At 31.5% G+C, this 25,325-nt stretch carries 28 protein-coding genes (1 of these 28 running past the window's edge); 5 read left to right on the top strand and 23 right to left on the bottom strand.

Features of this window, described 5'->3' with window-relative positions; translation table 11 throughout:
- Together B6F84_RS12735 and B6F84_RS12730 are read right to left on the bottom strand one after the other, a co-directional pair.
- On the bottom strand, positions 1 to 684 hold the full coding sequence (locus B6F84_RS12735) for a hypothetical protein (RefSeq protein ID WP_148692590.1): 684 nt from the start codon (positions 682 to 684) through the stop codon (positions 1 to 3).
- Between the two features lie 5 nt (positions 685 to 689).
- Positions 690 to 1,754: a YncE family protein gene (locus B6F84_RS12730; protein ID WP_148692589.1), complete on the bottom strand. Its 1,065-nt coding sequence runs from the start codon at positions 1,752 to 1,754 to the stop codon at positions 690 to 692.
- A gap of 380 nt (positions 1,755 to 2,134) precedes the next feature.
- Between B6F84_RS12730 and wrbA the strand changes: the two genes are divergently transcribed.
- On the top strand, positions 2,135 to 2,734 hold the full coding sequence (gene wrbA, locus B6F84_RS12725; RefSeq protein ID WP_148692588.1) for an NAD(P)H:quinone oxidoreductase: 600 nt from the start codon (positions 2,135 to 2,137) through the stop codon (positions 2,732 to 2,734).
- Between the two features lie 126 nt (positions 2,735 to 2,860).
- Here the strand turns inward: wrbA and B6F84_RS12720 are convergent, their stop codons facing one another.
- The 4 genes from B6F84_RS12720 to gcvH form a co-directional block, all read right to left on the bottom strand.
- On the bottom strand, positions 2,861 to 3,502 hold the full coding sequence (locus tag B6F84_RS12720) for a ferritin family protein (RefSeq protein ID WP_148692587.1): 642 nt from the start codon (positions 3,500 to 3,502) through the stop codon (positions 2,861 to 2,863).
- A 196-nt stretch (positions 3,503 to 3,698) separates the two neighbouring features.
- A complete protein-coding gene (locus B6F84_RS12715; protein ID WP_148692586.1) occupies positions 3,699 to 4,190 on the bottom strand; it encodes a hypothetical protein in 492 nt (163 codons plus the stop codon).
- A gap of 253 nt (positions 4,191 to 4,443) precedes the next feature.
- On the bottom strand, positions 4,444 to 5,538 hold the full coding sequence (locus tag B6F84_RS12710; protein WP_148692585.1) for a lipoyl protein ligase domain-containing protein: 1,095 nt from the start codon (positions 5,536 to 5,538) through the stop codon (positions 4,444 to 4,446).
- Position 5,539: 1 nt separating this feature from the next.
- Complete coding sequence (gcvH, locus tag B6F84_RS12705) at positions 5,540 to 5,983, bottom strand: glycine cleavage system protein H (protein ID WP_148692584.1); 444 nt, start codon at positions 5,981 to 5,983, stop codon at positions 5,540 to 5,542.
- A 219-nt stretch (positions 5,984 to 6,202) separates the two neighbouring features.
- Here gcvH and B6F84_RS12700 point away from each other — a divergent pair, with 219 nt between their 5' ends.
- Complete coding sequence (locus tag B6F84_RS12700) at positions 6,203 to 8,245, top strand: xanthine dehydrogenase family protein molybdopterin-binding subunit (RefSeq protein WP_148692583.1); 2,043 nt, start codon at positions 6,203 to 6,205, stop codon at positions 8,243 to 8,245.
- A 28-nt stretch (positions 8,246 to 8,273) separates the two neighbouring features.
- Here the strand turns inward: B6F84_RS12700 and B6F84_RS12695 are convergent, their stop codons facing one another.
- The 3 genes from B6F84_RS12695 to B6F84_RS12685 all read right to left on the bottom strand — a co-directional run bounded on the left by B6F84_RS12695 (position 8,274) and on the right by B6F84_RS12685 (position 10,168).
- Entirely contained in the window at positions 8,274 to 8,684 is a 411-nt protein-coding gene (locus B6F84_RS12695; protein WP_148692582.1) for an OsmC family protein, read from the bottom strand.
- 10 nt (positions 8,685 to 8,694) lie between these two features.
- Complete coding sequence (locus tag B6F84_RS12690; protein ID WP_148692581.1) at positions 8,695 to 9,141, bottom strand: hypothetical protein; 447 nt, start codon at positions 9,139 to 9,141, stop codon at positions 8,695 to 8,697.
- A 106-nt stretch (positions 9,142 to 9,247) separates the two neighbouring features.
- Positions 9,248 to 10,168, bottom strand: coding sequence for a hypothetical protein (locus B6F84_RS12685; protein WP_148692580.1), 921 nt, complete (start codon positions 10,166 to 10,168; stop codon positions 9,248 to 9,250).
- Between the two features lie 229 nt (positions 10,169 to 10,397).
- Between B6F84_RS12685 and B6F84_RS12680 the strand changes: the two genes are divergently transcribed.
- The gene (locus B6F84_RS12680; protein WP_148692579.1) at positions 10,398 to 11,090 is read left to right on the top strand and encodes a peroxiredoxin; all 693 of its coding nucleotides are present in this window, start codon (positions 10,398 to 10,400) and stop codon (positions 11,088 to 11,090) included.
- Here the strand turns inward: B6F84_RS12680 and B6F84_RS12675 are convergent.
- Genes B6F84_RS12675 through B6F84_RS12660 form a run of 4 tightly spaced genes read right to left on the bottom strand, consistent with a single transcriptional unit; the run spans position 11,068 to position 14,867 of the window.
- Positions 11,068 to 11,895, bottom strand: a complete 828-nt coding sequence (locus B6F84_RS12675; protein ID WP_148692578.1) for a DUF8155 domain-containing protein — start codon at positions 11,893 to 11,895, stop codon at positions 11,068 to 11,070. The two genes, B6F84_RS12680 and B6F84_RS12675, sit on opposite strands and share 23 nt — an antisense overlap.
- Positions 11,879 to 12,937, bottom strand: a complete 1,059-nt coding sequence (locus tag B6F84_RS12670) for a radical SAM protein (protein WP_148692577.1) — start codon at positions 12,935 to 12,937, stop codon at positions 11,879 to 11,881. The genes B6F84_RS12675 and B6F84_RS12670 overlap by 17 nt, the downstream gene beginning before the upstream one ends.
- Positions 12,934 to 13,836 (bottom strand): radical SAM protein, encoded by a 903-nt coding sequence (locus tag B6F84_RS12665; RefSeq protein WP_148692576.1) that lies wholly within the window; start codon positions 13,834 to 13,836, stop codon positions 12,934 to 12,936. The genes B6F84_RS12670 and B6F84_RS12665 overlap by 4 nt, the downstream gene beginning before the upstream one ends.
- On the bottom strand, positions 13,833 to 14,867 hold the full coding sequence (locus B6F84_RS12660) for a lipoyl protein ligase domain-containing protein (protein WP_148692575.1): 1,035 nt from the start codon (positions 14,865 to 14,867) through the stop codon (positions 13,833 to 13,835). The genes B6F84_RS12665 and B6F84_RS12660 overlap by 4 nt, the downstream gene beginning before the upstream one ends.
- 386 nt (positions 14,868 to 15,253) lie before the next feature.
- Here B6F84_RS12660 and B6F84_RS12655 point away from each other — a divergent pair, with 386 nt between their 5' ends.
- Positions 15,254 to 16,303: a lipoate--protein ligase family protein gene (locus B6F84_RS12655; RefSeq protein ID WP_148692574.1), complete on the top strand. Its 1,050-nt coding sequence runs from the start codon at positions 15,254 to 15,256 to the stop codon at positions 16,301 to 16,303.
- On the opposite strand, the gene B6F84_RS12650 is transcribed toward B6F84_RS12655, so the two are convergent.
- The 4 genes from B6F84_RS12650 to B6F84_RS12635 form a co-directional block, all read right to left on the bottom strand.
- The gene (locus B6F84_RS12650) at positions 16,275 to 17,456 is read right to left on the bottom strand and encodes an MFS transporter (RefSeq protein ID WP_148692573.1); all 1,182 of its coding nucleotides are present in this window, start codon (positions 17,454 to 17,456) and stop codon (positions 16,275 to 16,277) included. The genes B6F84_RS12655 and B6F84_RS12650 overlap by 29 nt on opposite strands.
- A 68-nt stretch (positions 17,457 to 17,524) precedes the next feature.
- On the bottom strand, positions 17,525 to 18,751 hold the full coding sequence (locus B6F84_RS12645) for an MFS transporter (protein WP_148692572.1): 1,227 nt from the start codon (positions 18,749 to 18,751) through the stop codon (positions 17,525 to 17,527).
- A 75-nt stretch (positions 18,752 to 18,826) separates the two neighbouring features.
- Positions 18,827 to 19,162 (bottom strand): hypothetical protein, encoded by a 336-nt coding sequence (locus tag B6F84_RS12640; protein ID WP_148692571.1) that lies wholly within the window; start codon positions 19,160 to 19,162, stop codon positions 18,827 to 18,829.
- A complete protein-coding gene (locus tag B6F84_RS12635; RefSeq protein WP_148692570.1) occupies positions 19,149 to 19,565 on the bottom strand; it encodes a glycine cleavage system protein H in 417 nt (138 codons plus the stop codon). The genes B6F84_RS12640 and B6F84_RS12635 overlap by 14 nt, the downstream gene beginning before the upstream one ends.
- A 54-nt stretch (positions 19,566 to 19,619) precedes the next feature.
- Here B6F84_RS12635 and B6F84_RS12630 point away from each other — a divergent pair, with 54 nt between their 5' ends.
- The gene (locus B6F84_RS12630; RefSeq protein ID WP_148692569.1) at positions 19,620 to 20,105 is read left to right on the top strand and encodes an HAD family hydrolase; all 486 of its coding nucleotides are present in this window, start codon (positions 19,620 to 19,622) and stop codon (positions 20,103 to 20,105) included.
- Positions 20,106 to 20,242: 137 nt separating this feature from the next.
- Here the strand turns inward: B6F84_RS12630 and B6F84_RS12625 are convergent, their stop codons facing one another.
- From B6F84_RS12625 to B6F84_RS12600, 6 genes are all read right to left on the bottom strand, one after another.
- Positions 20,243 to 21,160 (bottom strand): CoB--CoM heterodisulfide reductase iron-sulfur subunit B family protein, encoded by a 918-nt coding sequence (locus B6F84_RS12625; RefSeq protein WP_148692568.1) that lies wholly within the window; start codon positions 21,158 to 21,160, stop codon positions 20,243 to 20,245.
- Complete coding sequence (locus B6F84_RS12620) at positions 21,157 to 21,849, bottom strand: 4Fe-4S dicluster domain-containing protein (RefSeq protein WP_148692567.1); 693 nt, start codon at positions 21,847 to 21,849, stop codon at positions 21,157 to 21,159. Before B6F84_RS12620 ends, B6F84_RS12625 begins: the two co-directional genes overlap by 4 nt.
- Positions 21,836 to 22,522 carry a hypothetical protein gene (locus tag B6F84_RS12615; RefSeq protein ID WP_148692566.1) on the bottom strand — a complete coding sequence of 229 codons (687 nt, stop codon included), beginning with the start codon at positions 22,520 to 22,522 and terminating at the stop codon, positions 21,836 to 21,838. The genes B6F84_RS12620 and B6F84_RS12615 overlap by 14 nt, the downstream gene beginning before the upstream one ends.
- A 46-nt stretch (positions 22,523 to 22,568) precedes the next feature.
- Positions 22,569 to 23,666, bottom strand: coding sequence for a CoB--CoM heterodisulfide reductase iron-sulfur subunit A family protein (locus tag B6F84_RS12610; RefSeq protein ID WP_148692565.1), 1,098 nt, complete (start codon positions 23,664 to 23,666; stop codon positions 22,569 to 22,571).
- A gap of 63 nt (positions 23,667 to 23,729) precedes the next feature.
- A complete protein-coding gene (locus tag B6F84_RS12605; RefSeq protein WP_148692564.1) occupies positions 23,730 to 25,043 on the bottom strand; it encodes a CoB--CoM heterodisulfide reductase iron-sulfur subunit B family protein in 1,314 nt (437 codons plus the stop codon).
- A gap of 116 nt (positions 25,044 to 25,159) precedes the next feature.
- Positions 25,160 to 25,325 carry the 3' portion of a 4Fe-4S dicluster domain-containing protein gene (locus tag B6F84_RS12600; RefSeq protein ID WP_148692563.1) on the bottom strand. The gene runs 671 nt beyond the window's last position, so the window shows 166 of its 837 coding nt (coding positions 672-837); its start codon lies off the right edge, out of view; it ends in the stop codon at positions 25,160 to 25,162.

Genomic DNA, 25,325 nt, shown 5'->3' with positions numbered 1-25,325 from the left:
TTATCTTATAACTTTACTAATTCTATTAGCAATTATAGCTGAAATAGCACCTATAAGTATATCTCCAGGTATATAAGTTACGAACAGATATGTTATTTCAGCTTGATCTGGAACAAATCCGAACACTTCTGGCGCTATAAAGCCATATGTAAAGAAAGGATGAACAAAAGAGAAGAAAAATCCTAATGCGCCACCTTCTAATGCAGATATAAGTAAGAAATCAAAACGGCTTTTTAATTTCTCTCCAATAGCAAATATCTTTCCTCCTGTCAAGAAAATTACTATATCTGCCATTAGACCATAAGTAAACACATCTTCTATTAACCATAGAGGCTCTCCAACAAAGCTGAAATGAATAAGATCTCCTACTATATCGAAAACTGCCATAGTAAGCATTCCGCTACCAACTTTCCTTACAGCACCAATTACTATGAAAAATACAAAAATTCTAAACCATACCGGAGGATTAATAATAGGATATATTCCAGAAGGTAAAAATATAGCATCTCCAACAATATGATCAGCTATCGCTACTAAAGCTCCTCCAACTCCAACGATAGCTAAATCAATAGCATTTAGTTTTTTACTACTCTTCTTAATTATAAAAAAAGCAATTCCTACTGCAATAATAAAATATGCTACTATTATAGGAAGAGGCGTAATTCCAGGTTCAAGACCGACCATTTATTTCACCTCCTCCTTATGAAAACTACTATTCCTATGATAACTAAAACTACTACAGCAATTCCTGCAATAAGAGGATAGTTTATTGTTGATACATGAACTGTAGTATGAGGTACTGAAGGAGTTAATGCTGTAAAATAATTAACTTGATTAGAACTATATGCCATGACATAAATATCATTATCACTAGGGTCATATACAATACCATTAGGACCATTACCTACTGTAACCAGATCAATAAGTGCTCCAGACGTATTCATAACCGCTACTTGATCATTTTGATGAGCTAATGATAAATATAGAAAACCATTTGCATATATTATTTGAGAATACCCATTAATTCCTCCAGTAAATGTAACTGTATGGATAATTTTATCATTTGTTAAATTGATAAACTCAACTTGCTGATCATATGTTGCTACAGCTAATATATCTGGAGGAACGAAAGCCATAGATTCAATTGTGCTATCATTTATAGTAAATTTCTTTATCACAGATAAAGAGGAAAGAGAAATTCCGTAAATTGAATTATTACTGTAAGCTCCTACATATACTATGTTAGTGTAATTATCATAAGCTAATGCTTGAGGAGAACTCATTACAGTAACTTCAGTTATCTTTCCTGAAGGAGAAATAAAGTAGACAGAATTTCCATAAGATGCAGTAACTATAGCATAATTACCTGCATAAATGATATCTGGATAGTTTCCTATTTCATTTATCGTATAATTGTTAACATCGTGTAATTTACTATTTAGTTGAATAAAAGGTCCTTTCTCATAAGCTATAAAGAAATACCCATCGCCATAAGCTATTTTGAAAGGAACTGCTTTTCCGAAATGCGGTAAAGGATAAGTTTGAACGATACTATCACCTTTAATAACTTGCAATTCATTAGCTGATTGAGCTACAAAATATACTTCCCCATTAACGTAAACTCCATAACTTGGACCTGCACCACTGCTTATGTTACTTACAGAAATTGCTAATGACGTTATACTCAATAAAAACAAAACTAAAAGTAATGAAGATAAAACGTATCTATTATATCTGCTTAAATATATATACATATGGTAATATTACCAAATCAAAATATAAACTTGTCGCTATATTTTAGTTATAAAAGTTACATTCTATTAAAAGAAAAGTAATATAACATTAATTAACAATTGTCAATAAATAAAATCAAGCATAAAGTTAAAAATAAGGGAAGAGCATGGGAAAATAAGGTATAAAATTTTCAAATAACTTATAATAATTTGTCTGAGTAGATAAAAAATCTCTATTTAATAGAAGTATTACAATAATTTTACTTTTTCAGAATTTAAGTCTATGCCTGATAATTTCTATAATGAACTTGGTAACATTAGCTAGTTTTGATATAAAGTTGAATAAATTAGATTTCTAAAAGTAAAGTTAGATTTTTAAAAAGAGTAATGCTCTTCATCATATGTCGTGTAAACCAAATGTTTTAGTTCTATTTTATGGGTATGGATCCATAGTAGAATTAGCTAAAGAAATAGCAAAAGGAGTAGAAGAAGAAAATGGGGAAGTTAGAATCAGAAGAGTAAGAGAAACTCTTCCAGCCGAAATGCAATCAAGACTTCCTTTAGACAAAGTTAAAGAAATTCCTGAAGCAACACTGGATGACATGAAATGGGCAGATGGATACATTATGGGCTCTCCTACTAGATTCGGAAATATGGCTGGAGGATTAAAAACGTTCTTAGATCAGACTATTCTTCTTTGGAAGGATAATGTTATGTACGGTAAACCAGTAGGATTCTTTACGGAGGCCTCAACAATACATGGTGGTCACGAAACAACAATACTAACAATGAGTACTTATGCATACCATTTTGGAATGATCATAGTTCCATTAGGATACAAAATTCCAGAAATTTCGCAAACAGTTTCTGGTGGAGGACCATATGGAGCTACGCATTTAGGCTCGAAGGAAGAACTAGATGAGAACGAAAGAACTATTGCAAAGTTTCTTGGAAAAAGAGTAACTGAAGTAGCAAGAAAAATAAAGTGTTGCCAGGCTTAATTCATTTCTTAATTTTATTTTATATTTTTAATAACGTAGACTATTGGTAGAGAACCTCAGCACTCTAAATTAAAATATTTAAAAATAAATTATAATACTTTATTTGCCTTTACTGATATAAAAACTCTAATTAATTTCCATTATTCTCTTTATTCTTGCTTTTTTCAATTCTTCCATTAATTTCTCTAATTCAGTCATTGAATAACCTAATGGTTCTATTTTATCTTTTCCTTCATGTACTATTTGAATTGCAAGCGGATAAAGCTCTTCTATTCTTTTAACTGCATATTCTTTATTCTGAATCAAGGAGAATCCAAAATTTACGTGTCTAGCTTCATCTTCTATTATTGTTTTAATTCCTTGATTGAACTGTTTTAGATTATTCTTAGCTGAGACTTCATTTAAAATTTTTAGACCTACTGTAGCTAGTATTCCTTCAGTTATCATGTGAAATCTTGTTGCTACGTTATCTCTCCAGTTACTAGTCTTAAAATCCTCTACTAATCCATCAAATAATTTAATATATGATTGAGGCAAATCTACAGTATTTAATGGGTCATCTTTAAAATACTCTTTGAAGAAGTCAAAGTGCTCTATTTCTTCAATAACTTGTTGTGGAGAATACAGTTTGACTATTTTAGCTGCATTAAATGATAGTCTCTTTAGTTCTGACCACCTATTCATTATTTTTTCTGGATAAAATTGAGCTGACAGATATCTAATACCTTCTCTAACGTTTTTGTAGCATGAATACCAATTAGAATCCATATTTCAGCTATATCAAAAATAGTTAATTAAGTTTTATTCTAAAAAAGATGTTCAATGTTTAAGAACAAATATTAAGTATATAAATTTAGTTAAAAATATTCGTAGATCAGATACATTTAATTGTAAAACTTAGCATAATTTACAAAATAATTATTAATAATTGATATGAAAAGGAAAGTAGGCTTATTAACATAATCTAGGTACTTTTATCGTTTATATCATTTTCATTTTCTCTTTCTCCAAAATTCAAGAATACGTTGTTTCCTTTAATCTTTACAACACCTTCTTTCTCTAAATGCGTTAAATAGTCTGCATGTTTAACACTTAATGATTCTCTTATGTCCTCAATTGTACATTGCCCTCCTGATTTTAAAAGAAACTTTACTATTTCATGTTCTATTTTTTCATTATTAGCTGTATGGGATTGTTTATATTCTTCATAAGTTTTCTTATCTAACTTTCTGTACATTCTTACGTGCAATTGGTAAATAGTGATTATTCTATTTGCTAAATCTATAGCCTCTTGATCTGTTAACCTTATGCTTTTCTCTCCCATATCGTCGCCCAAAATTATAAAAAATGCTCCCTCTTGCACTTTACCATCTTTAATTGCTGGAGGACTTTCTCCTATTCTTATGTAAATTTTCTGACCGTCTTTTGTGTGACTCTTCCTTCCAATAATCGGCATATAATAATATATGTACTACCTTATTTTAAATATTTCAGTATAAGTAATACTATAAAAATGTATATTATTTCATTGATCTTCTATTTACTCTTAGACCAACTTTCAAAAGAACAGTAGTATCCAATAAATAGTATATAAACAACTATGTACGCATATTATTTCCTTTTTAGAGATAGAAGGGAAAAGAATAGAAAGATAACAAATATGTAAATAAAAATTTTTATACAATTTAGTGTATTGACGCTATTTTTGTTTATAAGATTTCTTGAACTTCTGGTTTTTCTAAGATTTTCTGAAATGCTGTGTTTAGGTCTTCTTTTGTAAATCCGAAGATTACTGGTTTCTTTTCTTCAAATGTCTGGTTTATTATTTCAGGTATCTTTTCTGGGTCTGCTCCAGTTAGTTTATCTTCTAAGTAATCTAGGAAATCCTTTGGGCTCATTATAAAGAAGTCTCCTGAAATAGATACTTCTTGAATCTTCTTATTTACTATTTTTACAGTTATTCTTATTAATTTTCTTGCTTTATAGTCAAGGTGACATAATGCCACTGCAGAAGAAATTTTTACGCATCTTTCTGTTTTTAAGTCAGGATGTCTATTATCTCTGTAATATATCCATTCTTCATTCTTCTTTTCTTCTGCTAATTTGTCCCAAAGTTCTATTTCTTCTGGTGTTAAACTTGAGGATTCAAATTTTATTCCTAGCTCTTTTTCATATTCTTCCTTTATTTTCTTATTTAATTCTTCTCTAGATGGAACTCTTCCTATTTCATTTTCTAATGACGTTAACCAATCTCTCATATCTTTTGCCATTTTATCTCTAAACTTCTCATCTGGAACTCTTACGCATTTACTGATAAGATCTATATCTAGGTGCATTAGAATGTTTCCAGTTATTACTACTGCTTTTTCGTAAGTCATTGCTCCATTTCCGCTTATCTTCTTACCGTTAACTACTATATCTTGATCCCTTAATGTAGCGTTAATTCCATAGCTTTTTAGTACATTTACTATTGGCGTTAGGTACTTAGTATATAATTCTGTAGGATTTCTGGGAGCTTCATCTTCTCTTATGACAATAAAGTAGTCATGTTCTCCAGGAGTAATTACGACTGTTCCTCCGCCTAAATCTCTTCTAACAACTGGTATATTATGAGACTTAGTATAATCTAAATCTACTTCTAACCATACTTCTTGGTGAACCCCAACATTTACGAAAGGGGTTTTTGAAGAAAATAACATTAAAGTATCTTTTCCTCCCCTACTTACGTAATCTGCTACGGAAACAAAAGAAGTGATCATATGATAGCCGTCTTGGGGAGGAAGTTCAATAAATCTCCAAGACATTTCACAGCCTCTTACATGATATCTTCTCGCTTGCTATGAGTTCTTTCAATTTTTGAACTGCTTGAGCTCCAGTAAATAATTGTTTTAGATCTTCTGGATTTGATGGCTTCATTTTTACTAGCCATCCTTTTCCGTAAGGATCTTGGTTTACTAGGATTGGGCTTTTTTCTACTTCTGTATTTGCCTCTACTATTTCTCCAGATACTGGAGCTGGAACTGGTCCTGCCCATTTTCCGCTTTCCATTGTTGCTACTGGTTTTCCTTTCTCTACTTTGATTCCTTTTTTCTTTATTCTAACTTTAACAACTTTTCCTGCCATTGTTTGTGCTACATCAGTTATTCCTACTATAACTAAATCTCCTTCTTGTTTTGCCCATACAGTATTTTTCCCCTCTATATAATAGAGAAGATCTTCGGGGATTTCACAATTCGATTCAGTTACCATATATTTCCCACTTATTTAACTTATACTAAAAACTATACTAAAAATTTTTCCTTTATTATTGTTGGCTTTTATTTTTAAATTAGCTATTACCTTTAATTAACCTAAAAATTAATAGATAAAGAATAATAAAGGAAAAATTGTAGATTAAAAGGAATATAAAATCTTCTAATTAGCATTTTAATGCCGAAACTTTATATCTTAAAAAATAAAAAGATTAATATGAAACGTACAGATCTAGGAGAAATATTAAAAGGAAAAGGAAATTATGTAGATGACCTTCCATTTTCTGGTTATTACGCTTACTTTGTAAGGAGCCAATACGCTCACGCTAAAATAAGAAAAATTGAAGTAGATGAGGCAAAAAATAGAGGAGCATTAATCCTTACTGGTGATGATTTAAAAGTTTCTATAGAAACTACAAAAACTGAAAGCGAAGGCTCATCAACTGTACTCCCATTAGCTTATAAAAAAGTAAGATATGTAGGAGAACCAATAGCTATAGTGCTAGCAGAAGACCCTTACAAGGCAGTAGACTTAGGTGAGTTAATAAACGTTGATTATGAGCCTTTACCTCCAGTAACTTCAGTCGATGAAGCATTAAAAGATAATTCAATTCTTTTTGAAGAATTAGGAACTAATGTAGTATATAAAAACGTTTATGAGTATGGAAACTTACCCACATCAGATAATAGCATAAATTTAGATCTGTATTGGAGTAGATCCTCAGGAAATCCAATTGAAACTTTTGGAGTAATAGTGTATCCTGGCAATCAGTTAACTATTTACTCTAACGTTCAAGCATCGTATTTTCAATCTCAAACTATTTCAAAATATTTAGGAAAAGTTAGATTAATACCAACTAGACAAGGAGGAAGTTTTGGTTCTAAATTTTCCGTGACTAACTACATAATTGCTCTGGGCTTAGCTTCTAAAAAATTCGGAGTTCCAGTAAAATGGATAGAAACTAGAACTGAGCATCTAGAAGCTTCAAATAGTTCTGGGCCAGAAAGGAAATTCAACATTACAGCTTATTTTAGGTCAGACGGAACAATAACAGGATTGGATTTTAAAGTTTTAGAAGATGTTGGAGCTACTATATTTAATGGACAAGCATTAAAGCCCATGGGTATACTAGCTGGTCCATATAAAATAAGAAACATAAGATATGACGTAAAAATGCTTTCAACTAACAAAAATCCTGCAGGAGCGTTTAGAGGAGCAGGAACACCACCACATACTTGGGCATTAGAAAGAACTGTAGATGCAATAGCTGACGAACTACACATGGACAGAGCAGAAATAAGAATGAAGAATTTTATCGATGAATTTCCTTATGAAGCACCTTACGCATTTTACGATTCTGGAAATCCTAAAAAATTAATGGAAATTGCGTTGTCAAGAAAAGATATTTTCGAATTAAGGAAAAAAGGATACGGTATAGGGATAGCATCTTCAACTGATCCAAGTACACCATCAGGCCAAGAAGGGGTAAGAATTAGGGTAAAAAATGGAAAAGTATACTTAGGAATAGGATATGGACCAGAAGGTCAAGGAAACGAACATGTTGGCAGATTACTTTTATCACAATTATTACATATTCCAATGGATAAGATAGAAATTGAAGTGTTAGATAATTTAGAATCAGTTTCTAGTTTTGGACCTGGCGGAAGTAGAATGTCAGTATTTTTATCTGGAGCAATAAAAGGTGCAGTAGAAGAACTACAGAGACAATTTAGAGAATATGGCGAGTTTAAAGATGGCTATTTCATTAAAGGAGATAGGAAAACTAGCATATTAGATTTAGAAGGAGAAGTCTCTTACGTATATTCTCTACAAGGTAAAACTAGATTTAACGCCTATCCTTTCGCTGTAGATATCGCTGTAGTAAAACTAGATGAGTCAGGTTTAATTAAACCAGTTAAATTAATAGTCTATATTGATCCTGGAAATCCTCTGGACGTTGATGTTGTTAAGGAACAAGTTATAGGAGGCTCCTTTATAGGAGTATCAGTTGCATTATATGAAGCATACAGATATTCTAAAGAAGGACAACTCGAAACTCTTAGTTTATCAGATTATGGATTTCCGACAGCCGTAGAAATGCCTGAATTTGAAGTTAATATAGTTCCAGAATATTCTCCTTTCACTCCTATGGGATCTAAAGGTATAGGAGAAATTCCTGTAGGAGTGTCAGCAGCTGCAGTAACTAGCGCAGTAGAAGATCTATTAAAGAGAAAAATCACAAAAATTCCTGTTAGCTGATTTTTTCTCTTCTTCTCTTTCTTTTATTTTAGCTTTTCAAATTCCATTTTACATTAATTTTTATTGGCCTAGATAAAGTATCTTTCAATGGGCATCTTTTTTCAGATTCTTCTAATACTTCCTTTATTCTATCATCTTTGCTCTTAACTGTAATTTCATAATTAACTTCAAGTAAACCTGGGGGAACGTTAGGATCTCCTTGGAATCCTCTAGGATCCATTGTACCTTCTATATAGCCGTATGCCTCGTCTATCTTTACATCTTTTTCTTTTGCAACGTAGTATATAGTAAGTAGGAGACATGATAAGGCTGAACCTAAAAGCATTTCTTCTGGTGTAGGATAATCTGAACCAAATAATCCTATCTGATATTCATTACAGTTTATTGAAATTTTTGCTACGTCCCCTTCAAGTTTTCCTTCTGCTGTAAAAGTCATCATTTTTTATCACTTAATTTAATAATCCAATATCTTTAAATATAGCTGCTTCTACTGCAAACCTAATGTAAAGCGAAGTCTTTTCTTCTTCTTTTAAACTTCTTCCTATTTTTCTTTCAATTTCGTTTATTTGATCAGTAATCACGGTACTAATATTCGTTTCAATTGAAGGCTTGTTCACTTTAAAGACTTGATATATTTCCATGATAAAATTATACATTTCTTCGTCTAAATTAAGTAAATATTCTCCAACTGCAGGAATTAACTGATTATTAAATTCAATCATTTTACCTTTAAAATATGGCCTCCAGGTAAGCATGGAATTCTTAACGAATTCCCATGATGGAGGAAAACCTTTATACTCATCTGGATTAGGAACGTTAACTACTTTGTACTCGTTACCTTCAACATCGACTATTGCTTCTACTTCAAGTTCTAAATTTCCTACTTTCTCTTTCAAATCTTTTACACCTTAAACTTAATTAAAAAATCTAAAATAAAGAGTTTACCAATCTAAAACATAAAAAGCGAAAATCGAAATAAAAAAAGATGGTAGAAACAATTAGCTATTTAATCAAAAATTTTTTCGACATTCCAGTCTTAATACCTGTAATTCCTAAATTATCTTTAATAAGATACAAGAAAAGAAGAAAAGATAAAGGAAAGAAAACTGCTGATACGTCCAAATTAATAAATCTTAAAAAATATGCAGGAACTAACAAGATAACTGAATAGAATACCTTATCATGATTATACCTTGCAGTGGAATAAGTTATACACGAAAAGAAGAAAGTAGCCATAGATCCAAGATAAAAAGCATGAATATACTCATGAAGAAATATTGCCGATAAAGCTAATCCTAGGGAAATCACTACCACTGAAAATGACGTTAAATTTGGTTTTATTCTCCTGGAAAAGAGCATACTAAAATACACTATTAACGTTAAAGGGAAAAATATCTTAAAGAAATATGAAAGAACTGTAAGAACAAGGACTGGAATTTGTTTATAACCAAAGAATGGTTTAGCGTTAAGTGTAGCAGCGAATACTCCTATGTTAACACCTAGGATATATATAAAAATTGGTATAACTAGCATCCAATAATTTACAAAGAATAACCAAGAAATAAAAGAAGCGAATGGAGAAGATAGAACCAAATAGTTTATTGGAAATTTACTACCGTATTTTTTAACATCTTTCAAAGCCCAAATCTCGGTTATAATTAAAAAGACAGAAGCTAAAGCTTGAAAATAGTGAGAGAAGGGAATAGCTAAGGAAAATAAGGCTAATAGTTGAGTATAAATGTACTTTTTAGCTGGAAAGAATAGTCTTTGAATCATCCCAAAATAGAGAGAATAAGCTCCAATACTCATCAGATAACCGTGATAATTATTTAAAAATAAGGATAATCCTCCAAGAGTAAACATTACTATAGATAGATAAATGTAAGGTACATTTACTCCCCATGGTTCAATAGCATTCTTCATACGTTTATCTTATCCAGTTTATATAAAAACTAATAACCTTAGAAATTAGGTTCATAAAGAAACTCCTTTAGATGCTATGTCTTCTTAAGTCACTGTTAGCATCTATACTTTCTCTCTATCTAGAGCTTAAATAAGTATTAATAAAGAAGAATTTTAAGTTAGTATTTCTTCTAAAATAGAAGATACTCTTAAATACTATTTTATCTAAATTATATATTAGTGAAAAATAATGGAACAACAAGAATTTAGATTGCCATTAATAGGAGAAAAATTCCCAGAAATGGAAGTAGATACTACGCAAGGTAAGATAAAGTTGCCAGACGCTTTCGCTGGAAAATGGTTCATAATATTTTCTCACCCTGGAGATTTTACACCAGTTTGCACTACAGAATTTGTCAGCTTTGCTAAGAAATATCAAGAATTCAAAAATTTAAACACTGAATTGATCGGATTATCAGTTGACAGTACAATTAGCCACATAGAATGGGTAAATTGGATAGAGCAAAATTTGAAAGTTGAAATACCATTTCCAATAATAGCTGACCCTATGGGTAATGTTGCGAAAAGACTAGGTATGCTTCATGCTGAATCTTCAACTTCTACTGTAAGAGCAGTATTCATTATAGATAATAGAGGAATAGTTAGATTAATAATGTATTATCCTCTAGAATTAGGCAGAAATATTAACGAAATTCTAAGAAGTCTAAAAGCTTTGCAAATTATAGACAAAACTGGAAGCGTAATGCCTGCGAATTGGCCAAACAATGAAATTATTGGAGATAATGTGTTAAATCCTCCACCTAGAACAGTTAAGGATTCGAAGCTAAGATTAGGACAATTCAAAGGATATGCGTGGTGGTTAACTTATAAAGAAGCAGATAAGAAAGAAGTAGAAGAGGCTAAGAAATTACTCTCTTCTTAATCAAATCCCACACGTCTACCTCTTCTTCTTCATGAATATCTTTTTTATAATTAAAGATTCTAACCAAAGGATGACCATTATACGATAGAATGCTTTCAAAAATTGGTAATCCACCAACAGGCTCATTCCTCATAACTTTAAACGAAGATTCATATTCCCAATTTTTTATTAAACCTTTTTTCATTTCAAACATAGTTAGATTTTTCCTTTTTGTTCTGTAGACTAAGTATTTTTGGTTAACGATATTTAGTTTTTCTTCTTTGAGTTTTAAGCCTATTATTCCTCCATAACCTGCATAAGGGAAGCTAGCGTTTATAATCCCTCCACAACATCCTAATCCTCTAAAGTTTCCTGCTTCTGCGTAAGTCTTTAGTTCTACATCTAGGTAATAAGGAGTTTTTCGAATTACTTTTCCTATGGCTTTTTCTTCGTATTTAGTAATTTTTGGAAAAATTAATCTTACACCTTCTATATGCGCGTGAGGAAAATCACCACCAGTATAAGGTGATGAAATAAATTCTCCTAATGCTTCTCCTTCTTTTATATACTCTCCTTCTTGTTTGTAAGGATTAACGTGTAGAATTTTTATCTTTCTCTTCCCTGTATTTAGAAAAATCTGAACATCATAATCAGTTTTAGCAAATTTATTTGGTCTTCCTAACTTAAATTTAGTTATAGAAATTATTTCTCCTTTAAAAGGAGAATGAAAAATATTTCCTTCTTCTCCTATATCTATTGCTTTGACTTTTACGTGAGATGGAAATCCACTAGAGAAAAAACTAAGATATTTATTTTGCAATTTCATTATCGATTAACCTTTTCACGCTCTCTAATCTTGTAGCTTTTAATGCAGATATCGTTTGAGATTCTGATGGATACCATGGAATATTCTTTAATCTATCTCCAGGTTTTTCGTTAGAATACGGTCTATTGCATCCCGGACATCCACTAGTCATGAACGCTGGCGATAATTCTTTTACTGAAATATCTGATGGTAAGTTTATGTCCTTTAATACTCCGTTCTCAAATACGAAATCTTCTGGTTTCACTAGATCGTTTTCTATTAACCATCTTGATAATTGCATTCTTCTATAAACATTAAGTGGTACTGGTTTCTTTTTCTCCATAGGAGTAGACGATTCTGGATAAAACGCGAATAGGCTAATCTTAGCTCCACGCGAATGAGCGTATAACATTAGATTTACTGCCTCTTCTTCTGTTTCTCCTAATCCTATTATCAGATGAATTCCTGCATTTTTCTTGCCAAAAACTTCTACTGCTTCGTCAATAGCTTTAATGTAACGATCCCAATTATGCATACTTCTTACTGGCTTTCCTCTTACAGAATCGAAGACTCTTTTACTTGCAGCATCTATTGCTACGTCTATCATATCAGCTCCGGCTTTTCTCATCTCTATCATATGATTTTTGAAAGTATAAGTTGCAGTAACTAATTCGGATATTTGTAATTCTATTCCTTCTTCTCTAATTCTTCTAGTAATTTCAATAGCGTCTGGAGATGCTCTTGGATGAGCTAATTGGCCTACGCAAATTCTTTGTAAGCCGTATTCTGGATCTCCTTGTCTTTCTTTAATTCTATCTAAAACTTGCGTTAATGGCCTTAATGGCCAGTCTACTCTTATTAATGTTTTACAATCTGCTCCTTTAGCCACTTCTCTAGCTTGCCCACAGTATAGACAGTTTGCTTTACATCCGTCTGGATAGTATTGTAGTAGGTTTATTGTAGTATTTAATGCCCCTTTTAAGAATTTACCTGGAGAAAAACCTAGTACCATATCTGCTCCAAAACTTAGTCTAACCCAATCCGGACTACTTATTACATTCATGATACGGACACCCTTAATAAGAAGTCATGAATAATATTTCCACAACAAGCATTACTTAAAATAATTTTTCTTCCAATTTGTTTAGCATATTCTATAGTTTCTTCTGTTGGAAATGCTATTCCTTCTATTCCTTCTTCTACGGCTTCTTTTTCCACTTTAGCATAGGCTTTTCCTCTTGGTCTAGCACAACCTAACATGATTGGAACATTAAATGAGTCTCTTGCCTTTTTTAAGGCAAGGGATAATTCTTCAGGTGAAGGTTCTCTAGCATTTTTCATTTGAGTTCCAACTAATGGCATTAATCCTACAATTATTACTGCATCTGGATTTACTTCTTTTAGTAAATCTAAAGCATGCATATCTCCTTCAAATCCTTTTTTACTTAACCCCATTATAACGTGAGGAGCTATTTTTATTCCAGCTTTTTTTAAGAATTTGAAAGAATTTAAATAATCTTCTACTGTAAATGGCTGACCTAAAATATCTTTAATTGTATCGTTATCTCCAACCATATCCAGTAATGCTATTTGTATTCCAGCTTCTTTCAATCTATCTGCAATCTCTTGAGTCTTTATTACTCCAGTATGAGCAATCTTTGTAATTGGATATTTCTTTAATATTTCAGTATATTTCCATATAGGCACGTCTCCCCTAGGAGTCGAACCTCCTGACAAAATTACGCCTTCATAGCCTTCTTTATATATTTTTTCCATTAAATTTGAAAATTTCTCTTTAGTTGATCCATCTTCCATTCCTTCTAATACTCTTGTTTCACAATGCTTACAGTTAAATGCACAATAATTGCCAGTAACTGATATTGGTTTCCAACCTTTTTCTGAAGTTATATAGTCTGTTTCATATTTTTTAAGAGCAGGAGCATAAAAGAATACTGGTTTCATTTACAAACTCCCTCCAAAAACTGTATTAATTGATCTTTTGTTATTCCAATAATCTTAACATCCTTATACCAATCTTCTATTTCCTTAGGAATCTCTTCTTTTTTGCTCCATTTCAATCTTGCTTCTAGATCATATATTGCTCTCTTAGGTTCTACAAAGAAGTCTCCAGTAATTAGTATGGATTCTATTATGTCTTTCCCAGCCATTTTTACCTGAGCTTTTACTAATCCTCCAGGGAATTTCATTTCTCCATATTTTAATCCTTCTCCTTCTAGTGGTTTTCTTAAACCAAATATCCATTCATATGATGAATATTTAGTTTGTAAATCTTTTATATTTTCAATTTCTTCTTGTGTATAAGAAGATTCTACCAATTTCACGTTCATAGATTCTTCGAAGGAGGATTTAGCTAGCTCAATGACGTTATTCATTGAAATATTGGAATTTAATTCTTTATTTATCCAGGTTATTCTTTCCTTAAAATCTTTGGTTATTTTATCTTTCATTTTCTCAGAGCTTAACTTCATTGTACTTACCATATCATCTACATTGAAATTTACAAGGATTGTTCCAGTTACTGCCATATACTTCCCGAAAGAAAATGCGCCTATTCCAGAGATTTTTCTACCATTTACTTCTACATCGTTTTTAGGTCTGAAATTTGCTTTTATATTGAGTTTTTCCAAAGTTTTTATTACTCCATCTGCTGATCTTTGGATAGCAGATTCTACTGTTCCCCCTAGAAGACTTGATTCTGCATATATTTCCCATCCTAACTGGTCTGGACCCATTATTATAGTTCCTCCTCCCGTAGGTCTTCTTCCTACTAACCAACCTTTTTCTTTCACCTTATCAAGATGAATTTCTTGTTCTGCAGCTTGATGGTATCCTAAAAGTACTGCAGTTGGATCAAATATAACAAATCTAAGTATTGGGCTATTTCCAGAAGCTACTGATTCTAGCAATGCTTCTTCTCCAGCTAATATCTTGTCTTGAGTTCCTCTCTCTACTATAAACCTAAATTCCTGCACATAAAATAGTTACTTAAATTAATATATAAATATTATTCTAAAAAATAAGATAAACTAATATAACTTAAAAATGATATGTGTTAAATTAGAGTGCATTAATGTTAAAAGATGTTCTAGATAGGAAAAATAAGTATAATACAATTCTAAGACTCTAGTACCTTATGTGAACTACTCTATAAGGTGATACTCATAACTACTACAGATACGGACTTTCATCCAATTAATCAGAAAATGTTAAAATTGAAATAGAGAATGGTAATTTATTATTGTTTATTTTATATATAATTTATTATCTCTACATATTTAAGGAATTGGGATTATATTTTAAATATTCTCTATTTTAGTAAACCTAAAGTTTTTAGATATCATTACTTATTATTAAATTCGTGAATTGGTACATTACATTCTTTCCTAAAGTAAGTCCTTGGCACATGATGACAGCGTCAAGCTTAGTTGACATGTTAAGTAAAAAACTTGATGGGAACATAATAGGGATAATTGAACCTACTGATACTCCATTTATTAGCGTAGGATATCATCAAGACATTAGTAGAGAAGTCAACGTTGAACTTTGTAACAATTTGAAAATACCAGTTATTAGGCGAGAAACCGGTGGTGGAACAGTGATAATAACTAAAAATCAACAAGGTTATAGAATAGCAATTAAAGAAAAATTCTCTTCAATTAAAGAGCTTTATTCGACGTATTTACAACCAGTTCTTCAAACTATTAGAGATTTTGGATTACCAGCAGAATTAAGAGGACAGGATATCTTAGTTAACAAAAAGAAAATTAGTGGAAACGGAGCAGTATCTTTAGAAAATAGCGTCGTAATTACAGGTAGCGTTATACTCAGGAACGACTTAACAAGATATGTTGATTGTCTACAAATTTCAGAAGAAAAATTCAAAGATAAAATAGCTAAATCAATGGACGAATGGATAACTGGGATTTTTGATGAATTACATGATACTGTTAATTTTAGAGAGAGACTTATACAAAATTTCCAAAAATATTGGAATCCTAAAGAATACAAACTACAAGATGAGGATTTCCAAGCATGGAATAATTTCATTAATGAACTAAAGAAAGAACAAGGTGATAGACATAAACTTAATGATGTTAATTCTTGCTTTAAAGTTTCTAGCAAAGTATTTTTATGTCATATTGATAAAAAATTTGATAAGTTGATTCGTGTAACAGTTAAAATCATTGATGATGAGTTTTCTGAGGTAGAGATTTCAGGTGATTTCTTCGTAATCCCTAGAGAATTTATAACTGAGCTAGAAAAAGCGCTAATTGGCAAAAAGTTAACTGAATATGAAAATGTTATTTCTTCAAAGTTCGAGGAAAATCCTAAAATCTACGGTTTTAATAAAGAACAATTGCTTGAAGTCTTCTCAGAGATTATGAGTTTAAGATATAAAATTTCTTAGAGGATAAGAATACTAGGAGACCTCCAACTGCTAAGTATATTCCAGATGATATCCAGATGTCTCCAGTTAATGATACTGCAAAAGTGTACCATAAACCTAATGCCATTCCAAGAGAAACTGTCAAACCAGTTGAAGTGGATCTTATAATAGTTGAAAAAGCTGAAGTAACTAAAGAAGGAACTGAGCCCCAAATTGCTTGCGTAGTTATTCCTATTACTGATGACACAACTAAGTCTAATAAAAAATTATTAAAATGTAACAAATAGAATAAAGGTATTGCTAGTATAGCTACCAAAATACCCCAATAGGAAATAAGTTTTGTGGTATAATATTTTCCAAATAATATCACTGAAGGAAAAGTGAAAATCATAGCTATAGCATATATTATTTCTCCAAGTTTTCCATAACTTTCTTCCAATAAAACCGGAGTGAATTGGAAGAAAGATAAGGCAAGAGCCATCATTCCAGCAAACCAAAATAGAAGAACACCTATTTTTCTTCCTTGTTTTATAGAATCTTTAAATGGATATTTATCTTTTCTAGCCTCTTTAAATTCTGGAGTTTCTTGAGTATCAAGTCTTATCCAAAAAGCTATAATAGCTATTAACGAACCTAAGAGAAAAAGATATTTCCACCCATAAATGAAAAAGTTCTTTCCAAAATAAGTTTCAGCTAAAATTATCAAAAGTGTAGCCAATACTGATCCTATTCCAAAACCGCTTTGAACAAAAGCTCCTGAAATTCCTTTATTTTGTTTACTACTCCATTCCTCCACAAAAGTGTAACCATTAGAATACTCTCCTCCAGTAAATATTCCTACCATTATCCTTACTAAAATGAAGAATACCAAAGATAATATTCCTATCTTATCATAAGGAGGAATAAAAGGAGTAAGTATAATACTTGCACTTATTCCTAACATGGAAATAACTAAGGAGTCTCTTCTTCCTATTTTATCTCCTAATATTCCTAAAGTTATTGAACCTAAAGGCCTGAAAATTACTGTAAAACCATACGATAATAATATACTGATAAAACTAAACCCTAAAGGAAGAAAAAGTTTCGCAAAAAATGGAGATAAAATAGTAATTATTGTAAAATCATAAGAATCTAGAAGATATCCGAAGAATTGAGCTATATTAACTTTTAGCATATTTTATAAAAAATTAATTAAGTATATAAACTTTGATTTAAGTATCGTATTCTTCAGTTTTGTTTTTCTTATGTTTTAATTTCGTTATAATATTTCTCTATTTCACTTATTTCATTCTTTCTAGTATCTTTAATTTCAGCAAAAAATATTGTTATTACAGCAATACCTATTAAACCAACTAAAGATAAAACTAAATTTCTCACTCCAATACCTCCCAAATAGTAATAGATGAGAGGAGAAATTGAAGACACTATACTAGAAATCCCTGAAACCAATCCATTAACTTTACCCCTTATTGAAGAAGGAAATGATTCTACACTAAGCAAAGAAATTGCAAACAAGCCTAAAGGAGATAAGAATGAAATCAAACCAAAATCACCTATGACAAAGAGAGAACTTCCTAAACCGATTAACATTATTGCAAAACCACCCAACATATAAAGATGACCTAGAAGAACAGAATTCTTTCTACTTAGTTTATCAATTAAAAACTGAACTGCAGTAAATCCCCCTATAATAGAAAGTATTGTAGCAACTACAATTGCTTCATCCGTGAATTTAGCTGACTGCACCGTGTTGAAACCTAATGATGGACCTATAAAGTCTGGTATAATAAGGAAAGGAAACACATAAGTTACAATTGAATCTATAGAAGATATTATTATCAAAGATAAGAGAAGATTTTTTGCTTTTCCAATAGATACTTTCCTTTTTCCAAAACTCTCCCATACAGTACTTTCCTTTAACATAAATCTAACGAGGGAGAAAGGAACAACTATAACTCCAGCAATTGCAAAACTTATCCTCCAGGCTAGATAAGAAGGAAAAGCTGAAAGTAAATATAGCCCTAATAAGCTCGCTACCATATCGCCTAAAAACCATATAGTAGAAAGTACGACAAATAACCTACCCCTTAATCTAGTTGGTGATTCTTCTACTATTAGTGAAGATCCTGCTACTCCATCTCCATTAATAGCAAACCCTTGAATAGCTAAAAGAATAATAACTTCGAATATATTTTGTGAAACAGTTATTATAACCGATGATATTACAAAAAGAAGCAAACCTATTTCTAATGTCTTTTTTCTGCCAAATTTATCAGCTAAAAATCCAAAGAAAAATGAACCTACAACTCCTCCTATTAAGTAAGATGAAAGGACAGTCCCTGCAAAAGAGCTAGAATGTAACGAATCTGCTATTACTTGATTTAAACTTCCAGCTACTGTTAATTCTAATCCTCCTATAAAATAAGTTATTAATAGACTAATGAAAGTTAATTTACTTAACTTATCCATATCATCTTAATAAATTAATTAGATTTAAAATTTACTAAAAAGAATAGTTTCTAAAAATCCTATAAGAATGTTAGACTAAGCGTTGTTAGATTGAAATTCATTACTTAATCTTTCAACTTCTAAATAAGTTAGAGTATCCAATACTTTTCTCATGTAGACTTTTACGAAATAAACTATGTTATAACTTCTAAAAATTGATTCGTCATCTTTTAATAATGTAAAATACTCTTCTGAATCGTAATAATTTATATTAAATTTCTTGCCATCAATTTCTAGATCTTTAGGATATTCCTTCTTTTCTCTATTTTTAATAACCATCAGCAATTCGTTTCCCTTAATTCCTGCTAGCATTATATCCCATTTACCTAAAGTTTCTACTACCGACAGAACAATATCTTTATCGCTTAGCAATTCTTTGACCCTCTTTCTCAAAATAGTTCTTGACTTCTGATAAAGGCTTAAAATTATTAGGCACATTCTCGACTTTTACTTTTACTATCCAGGCACCATAAGGATCTTCATTAATCTTCTCTGGATGTTCAGTCAAATCTTTATTAATATCAATTATTTCTCCTTCCATTGGAAATCTAAACTTTCCAACCCACTTAGCGCTTTCCAGTGTAAATACTGGTGTTCTTGAGTTTACTTTATCTCCTACACTCTTGGCTTCAACTGAAAAAATTCTTCCAATCATATATTGCCCCAAATCTGTTATTCCTAACGTAATTACATTTCCTTCTACTTTAGCCCATACGTGTTTTTCTGCATCGTATAGCAAGTCTTCCGGAAATTTGAACCCATAAACTTCGGTCATATAAGTAATTTAAAAATCAAAACTTATAAATCTTGTTTAATATATAAAAAATCCATGAAATATGCGATATGGTTAGATGGCGTTATCTTAGATGTAGATACTACAGAGGCATTATATTCCATTTATAAGAATAATCAAAACGTAAATATACCAATTAGTCTCAAAGTACATGAAGATTGGAGTAACTTTTATTCTACATTGAAAAAAGTTGGAGAAGAAAATATCATTATAATGTCACCATATAATAAAGAAACTACATTAGAAATTTTGAAAAAAATTAACCTAAATTTGAAGTATATACCTAATTCAGGAAAAACTAAACCATCAAAAGAGCCTTTCACTAAACTAGATGCAGATCCTTTAGATCTCATAGTAATTGGTTCTTCACCTTTAGATTTACTTTCAGCCAGATTTTACGATTCTAGAATAAAAGTACTATGTGTAAAAAGATACTCAGACTGCTCTAAATATAGTCCATTCCTTTATTCTAAAGATTTAACAGAATTAGGGAATATGATGCTCAAAATGAAATTACTATAAATTTTTCCATTACATAAAACTAAAAATTTCTAAATAGTATACTTTCTCTTATAATTTTAACCTTTATTAAAAAACATTTAGAAAAAGATTAAAGATTTTTAGAAACAAATAAGAAAGAGAAAGAAAAGGAATTATATTTACAGATATCTCTTTAATACTGACATCGGATTTGTTAAGTTTGCCGTTAATAATGCCTCTTCTGGAGAATGACCAAATGCAAACGCCATTAACTGAGTAAAGTATACTAATGGCATTCTCAAATCTTGACCATAAGCATCAGTTATTTTATTCATATTAGTTTCAATTGCTACGTGACCTAATGGACAGTCAGTAATTAGTAGTTCTGCTCCGTTTCTTTTCGCTTCTTTAAGTATTCTAGCCTCTAGATGTATTGACGTTGGTGCATCAGAGTAAACGTGTGGTCCTCCACAGCACATAGTCTTTGCTTCAAATGGAACTACTTCAGCTCCTAATGCCTTTAATAATTCGTCCATAAATACTGGTCTCTCTGGATCATCTTTCATTTTCATATATCCTGTTAACGTGTATGCCTTTGGCCTTGTGTATAAACATCCATAATATGGAGCTACTTTTAATCCTGTTAATGGCCTCTTTACTTTGCTTTTTATTCCTTCTGGACCAACTGTATTATAGAAGAATTCAACTGCATGAATCATTAATAATTGCATGTCATAGCCTTTTTCTCCCATCTTCTCTAAGTAGACATTTACTTTTTCTCTTAATTTTGGATATCTGCTCATAAAGTATTGTGTTCTTGATAACGAATAATGGCAACCAGGGCATGCAGACATTACTGCATTAGCTCCCATTTGTCTTGCTATTGAGAGATTTCTTGCTGGTAGTAATAATCCAGCCATTGTATTAACGTTCTTTACTTCTAATGCTCCACAGCAATTATAATCTTCAATTTTTTCGTATTGTAATCCTAAATCCTCAGCTACTAGTTTTAGTGATACATCATAGCCTTTTCCTAAACCGTCTAATGCGCAACCTGGATATAATGCTACTTTACCATATGGGTTTGGGTTACTCATTCTGGTGTCACCTCTTCTTTCATTGCTTCTTGTAAAACTGATTTTATTTTATCCCAATTCTTTACCTTGTTTGGCTTCATTAAATCTTTAATTAATCCAGATTTTAGTAATGGTCCACTCATTGTTATCAAATCTTTTATGCTTAATGTCACGAATCCGACTTTTGCTGATTCCATTCCTAGCAATAATTCTGAAATTCTTCCTCCATTTTTCATAACTGTATCGAGGAATAACTCATCGAATTTTGTTCCTGGATCTTGTTTTACTAATTGATGTTTTAATAAGTAATTGTGTATTGAATGAACTACTTCCTCTACTAATACTCCCTTGGGGCATCTATGAGTGCATTTCTGGCATGATACGCATCTCCATAGACTGTCTTGAAGTTCTATTAAACTTTGTTTATCTCCTTTTCTAGCTAAGTCTATGAATCTTCTTGGACTGTAGTTTGGATCGTATTCTCTCATTGTACAGCCTGATGTACATGTTCCACATTGCCAGCATAATGAGATAGTAGCTCCTTCTATAGTATTAGCTATTTCGTCCCATACTGAAGGATCGTAGCCAGTCTGTGTTCTCTCTATCATGAAGGCGTTCCAAGTTCCATCTAACTCTACTCCATCTACTACTACTTTATCTTTTTCAATTAAACCTTTAATTATGGGTTTTTCTAATTCAGGTATTGGCAAATCTGATCACCTTAAGATATGGTTTTAGCCCTAATACTAGGGCTGTTGTAGTGAGGTGAGTTGGAAGCAATCCCGCGGCTTTCTTATCTACCGCGAGATGCATTGTGTAATCCAAATACCTCACATACGCGTAAACTAAAAAAGCTGTAGTATAATAATAATCTGAACTACTTAAACCAAAAATATCAAGTACTTTTTTCAATTCATCTACTGCTGCAAAGAAATCTGACTGAGAATTGAGTTTTGTTTCATCTTTCAATATATAAGTTATGGAACCTGTTTGTCTCTTTTCGTTCCATATCCATTTAGTCCATAACGGATACTTCTCTGGCTCTAAAAAGTGTATAATTTCTTTTGCCATATCTTCTAAATCTTCCTTATTTCCACCTTTTACTTTAGAGACGAAAGTTTCAACTCTTTCATTGTATCCTGCATTAGTATTTTTTAAAAAATTGTAAGCTATCTGCAATTCTGGTATGCTAGTTTTAGATATTACGTCTTGATAATGTTTCTTGGAGTAAAATATATTATCAAACAGTTTCTTTGCATCATCTTCAGTTTGGATATCTAGTTTTCTTAATTCTTGACTTTTCATTTTCATTGCTTCAATAATTAAGTTCAATGATTTTTTTGTATCATCTGCTACGGTGTTATTTACATCTACTTTTAACATAGAATTATAAATTTCACGCACGTAATCTATATTTAAAAAAACGAGGCTAATGAGATTTCACCTCGATTGCCTTTTTAGCGAAATCTGATTCCTCCCATACGCCCTTAGTTACGTATTCATAAGCTTTCATTGCTGCAGCATATCCTTCAGTTATTGAATCTGATATTGTCTTAGGACCAGTTATAGCTCCTGCTAGGAATATTCCTTTCCTTGTAGATTGTACTGGCAATCTATCTGGATCTAATGGTCTAACGAATCCATGCTCTTCTAAATCTAGGCCTAATGCTTTTGCTACTTGTTTAGAACCTAGACCTAATTCCATACCGTTAGCTAGAATTACCATATCATATGGTATTACTAATGCTCTGTTTAAGTTCATAGTATCTTCTCCCTTAATTATTACAGTATCGTTAGGTCCTCTCATGAATTCTGAAATTCTGCCTCTTATGTATCCTACTCTATACTCTAATTGTGATTTCCAGTATAACTTATCTTCCATTAATCCATAAGTTCTAATATCCATATAGTAAATGTGAACTACTGCATCAGGTACTCTTTCTTTAATTTCCATTGCTTGTTTTGTTGATACTGCACAACATACTCTAGAGCAGTAAGTATTTCCTACTGTAGCATCTCTTGAACCTACGCATAATAATATTGCTACTCTTTTTGGTGGAGTTCCCTTTGTTGTAACTAATTTATTTTCTGATAACATTCTTTCTATATCTGAAATTTGATAGATATTAGGAATTATTCCATATCCATATTCATACTTTCTTCTTGAATCGAAATGTTCAAAACCAGAAGCAGCTATTATAGCATTTACTTTTTCTGTGGTAACTTTTCCACTTTTATCCTTTATTGAAACTGTAAATCCTTTATCTTCAGCTTTTACTCCATCTATTATGCTTTCCATATATATCTTTGGTTTTGAATCCTCAACACTTTTTATCATTGGATCTAGAACTTCTGTAGCTGGTCTTAATTCAGGAAATAGTAAACTATACTTTAATTTTTTAGGTGTACCACCTAGATAAGCTTCTTTTTCTACTAGAACTACATCAACGCCCATATTTCTCAATTCTTTTGTTGCAGATAATCCAGCTGGACCGGATCCAATTACGAGAACTTTTTCATTTGCCAATCAATTCACCCACATATTAATTTTTAATAAAATTAATTAAAAAGATTTACTTTTCCATCTTTTTTATTTTGGTACTTCCTTCTTATACCACTTTACTCTTTCTGGTACTGATATGTAGAAGTCTATTTTTCTGTGTGGAGTATATAAGTACTGTGGTTGAGCTTTTCCTTCTCTTAAGTCAGCTAAGTATTGTATGAATTTCTCCTTATAGTCATCTACTGGTACTCCTACTTTCCTTAAGAATCCTTCTACATCAGTTGCATGCCAGTGTATTTGAGCTATTGTATAAGGATCTGCACCCATCATTATTGCTGCGAATTGTGCATCTGCTAATACCGGTAAGTTATAATTGAATCCTTGTGCTTTTCCTGCCCACTGGCTCTTATCTAATGTAGTTACACATCCAGTATCAGATGTTACAAATACGTCAGCATGTCCTTCTTCTACTGCTGGAATAACTTTCTTGAATAATGCAAAGCTTCTGGAAAATTCTCTTTCTGTTAGAATGTGTCTAAATCCGAATCCACAGCAATCCCACCATGTTGAGTAATCAACTAATTTAGCACCAAAATTCTGTACTGTTCCGCTTGGTGCTGCTGGTCTTCTTCCTTGGAATACCTCAGGATCATAAATTGTATCTTCTGGAACTAACTTATATACGTGGCATGGAGTGTGTACTGCAGCTTTTACGTTGCTTAAATCATATTTTTTCTGTTTTGCTGCTTTCTTACTCATTGTGAATAACCATTCTGAGTAATGTACTACTTCTTCTGGTACTACAATATCCATGTCTAATTTTCTCATTATTGGTCTTAATTTATCTCTTATCTCTTTATGTAATACAATCATATTTCTTACTTCTTTATAATGCCCGAACGATGTACCACAGTGAATTAATGGGAAGTATCCAGTTTCATATGCTCTCCACATATTTCTTACATATACTCCTGCTAATGCTACTGGATTCTCAGCTCCAGATGCGTGATAATTCCATCCTGTGCAAGAGGTTTGATGTGGTTCGTCTAAATAATCTATCTCCATTTTATTCATCATCCAGAATACTGAAGTAGGATATCCTGGAATGTGACCACATTGTCCACAGCTTTTATGGTGCCATAATTTGTTAGTTGGAATAATTTTAGGTTCTCCATTTAAGGATTGCATCTTAACGGGGTCATTGTATGGTTTTATATGATGTACTATTATTTCTCCTTCGTCTTCTAATTTGTATAATTCTTCTTTTACATGTTGTAAACCGTGTGGTGTACTGTATCTGTATATTATTCTTTGATAAACTTCGTTCCAATCAGTAGTATCTGCCATCGGGAATGCTTCTTTTATCCCTTCCTCAATTTTTTTATCTACTTGTTCACTCATGTATAAACCCTATTATATATGTGGTGAATTATAGAATAAAAACTTTACTTATTAAACTAGCAATTAAATGTTTTAAAAAATTACAAGAATAATCTATTTTGATAAAAAAAGTTTAATTATAAATCTAACCAACTATCAGGTAATTCGTCTTCGTTTAATTCTCCTTTCTTCCATTTTTCTTTTATTTCATCTAATTGTGCTTTCCTATCTTGATATATATCCATTATCATTTCGTATAAATCTGGGTCAACACGTTGTAAGGCGTCCATAACACCAGATTCG

It is taken from the genome of Acidianus manzaensis, from assembly GCF_002116695.1.
GTDB classification, from domain to species: Archaea; Thermoproteota; Thermoprotei_A; order Sulfolobales; family Sulfolobaceae; genus Acidianus; species Acidianus manzaensis.
Note: the sequence above shows the minus strand (reverse complement) of the source record. Positions and strands in the feature narration are given on the sequence as shown.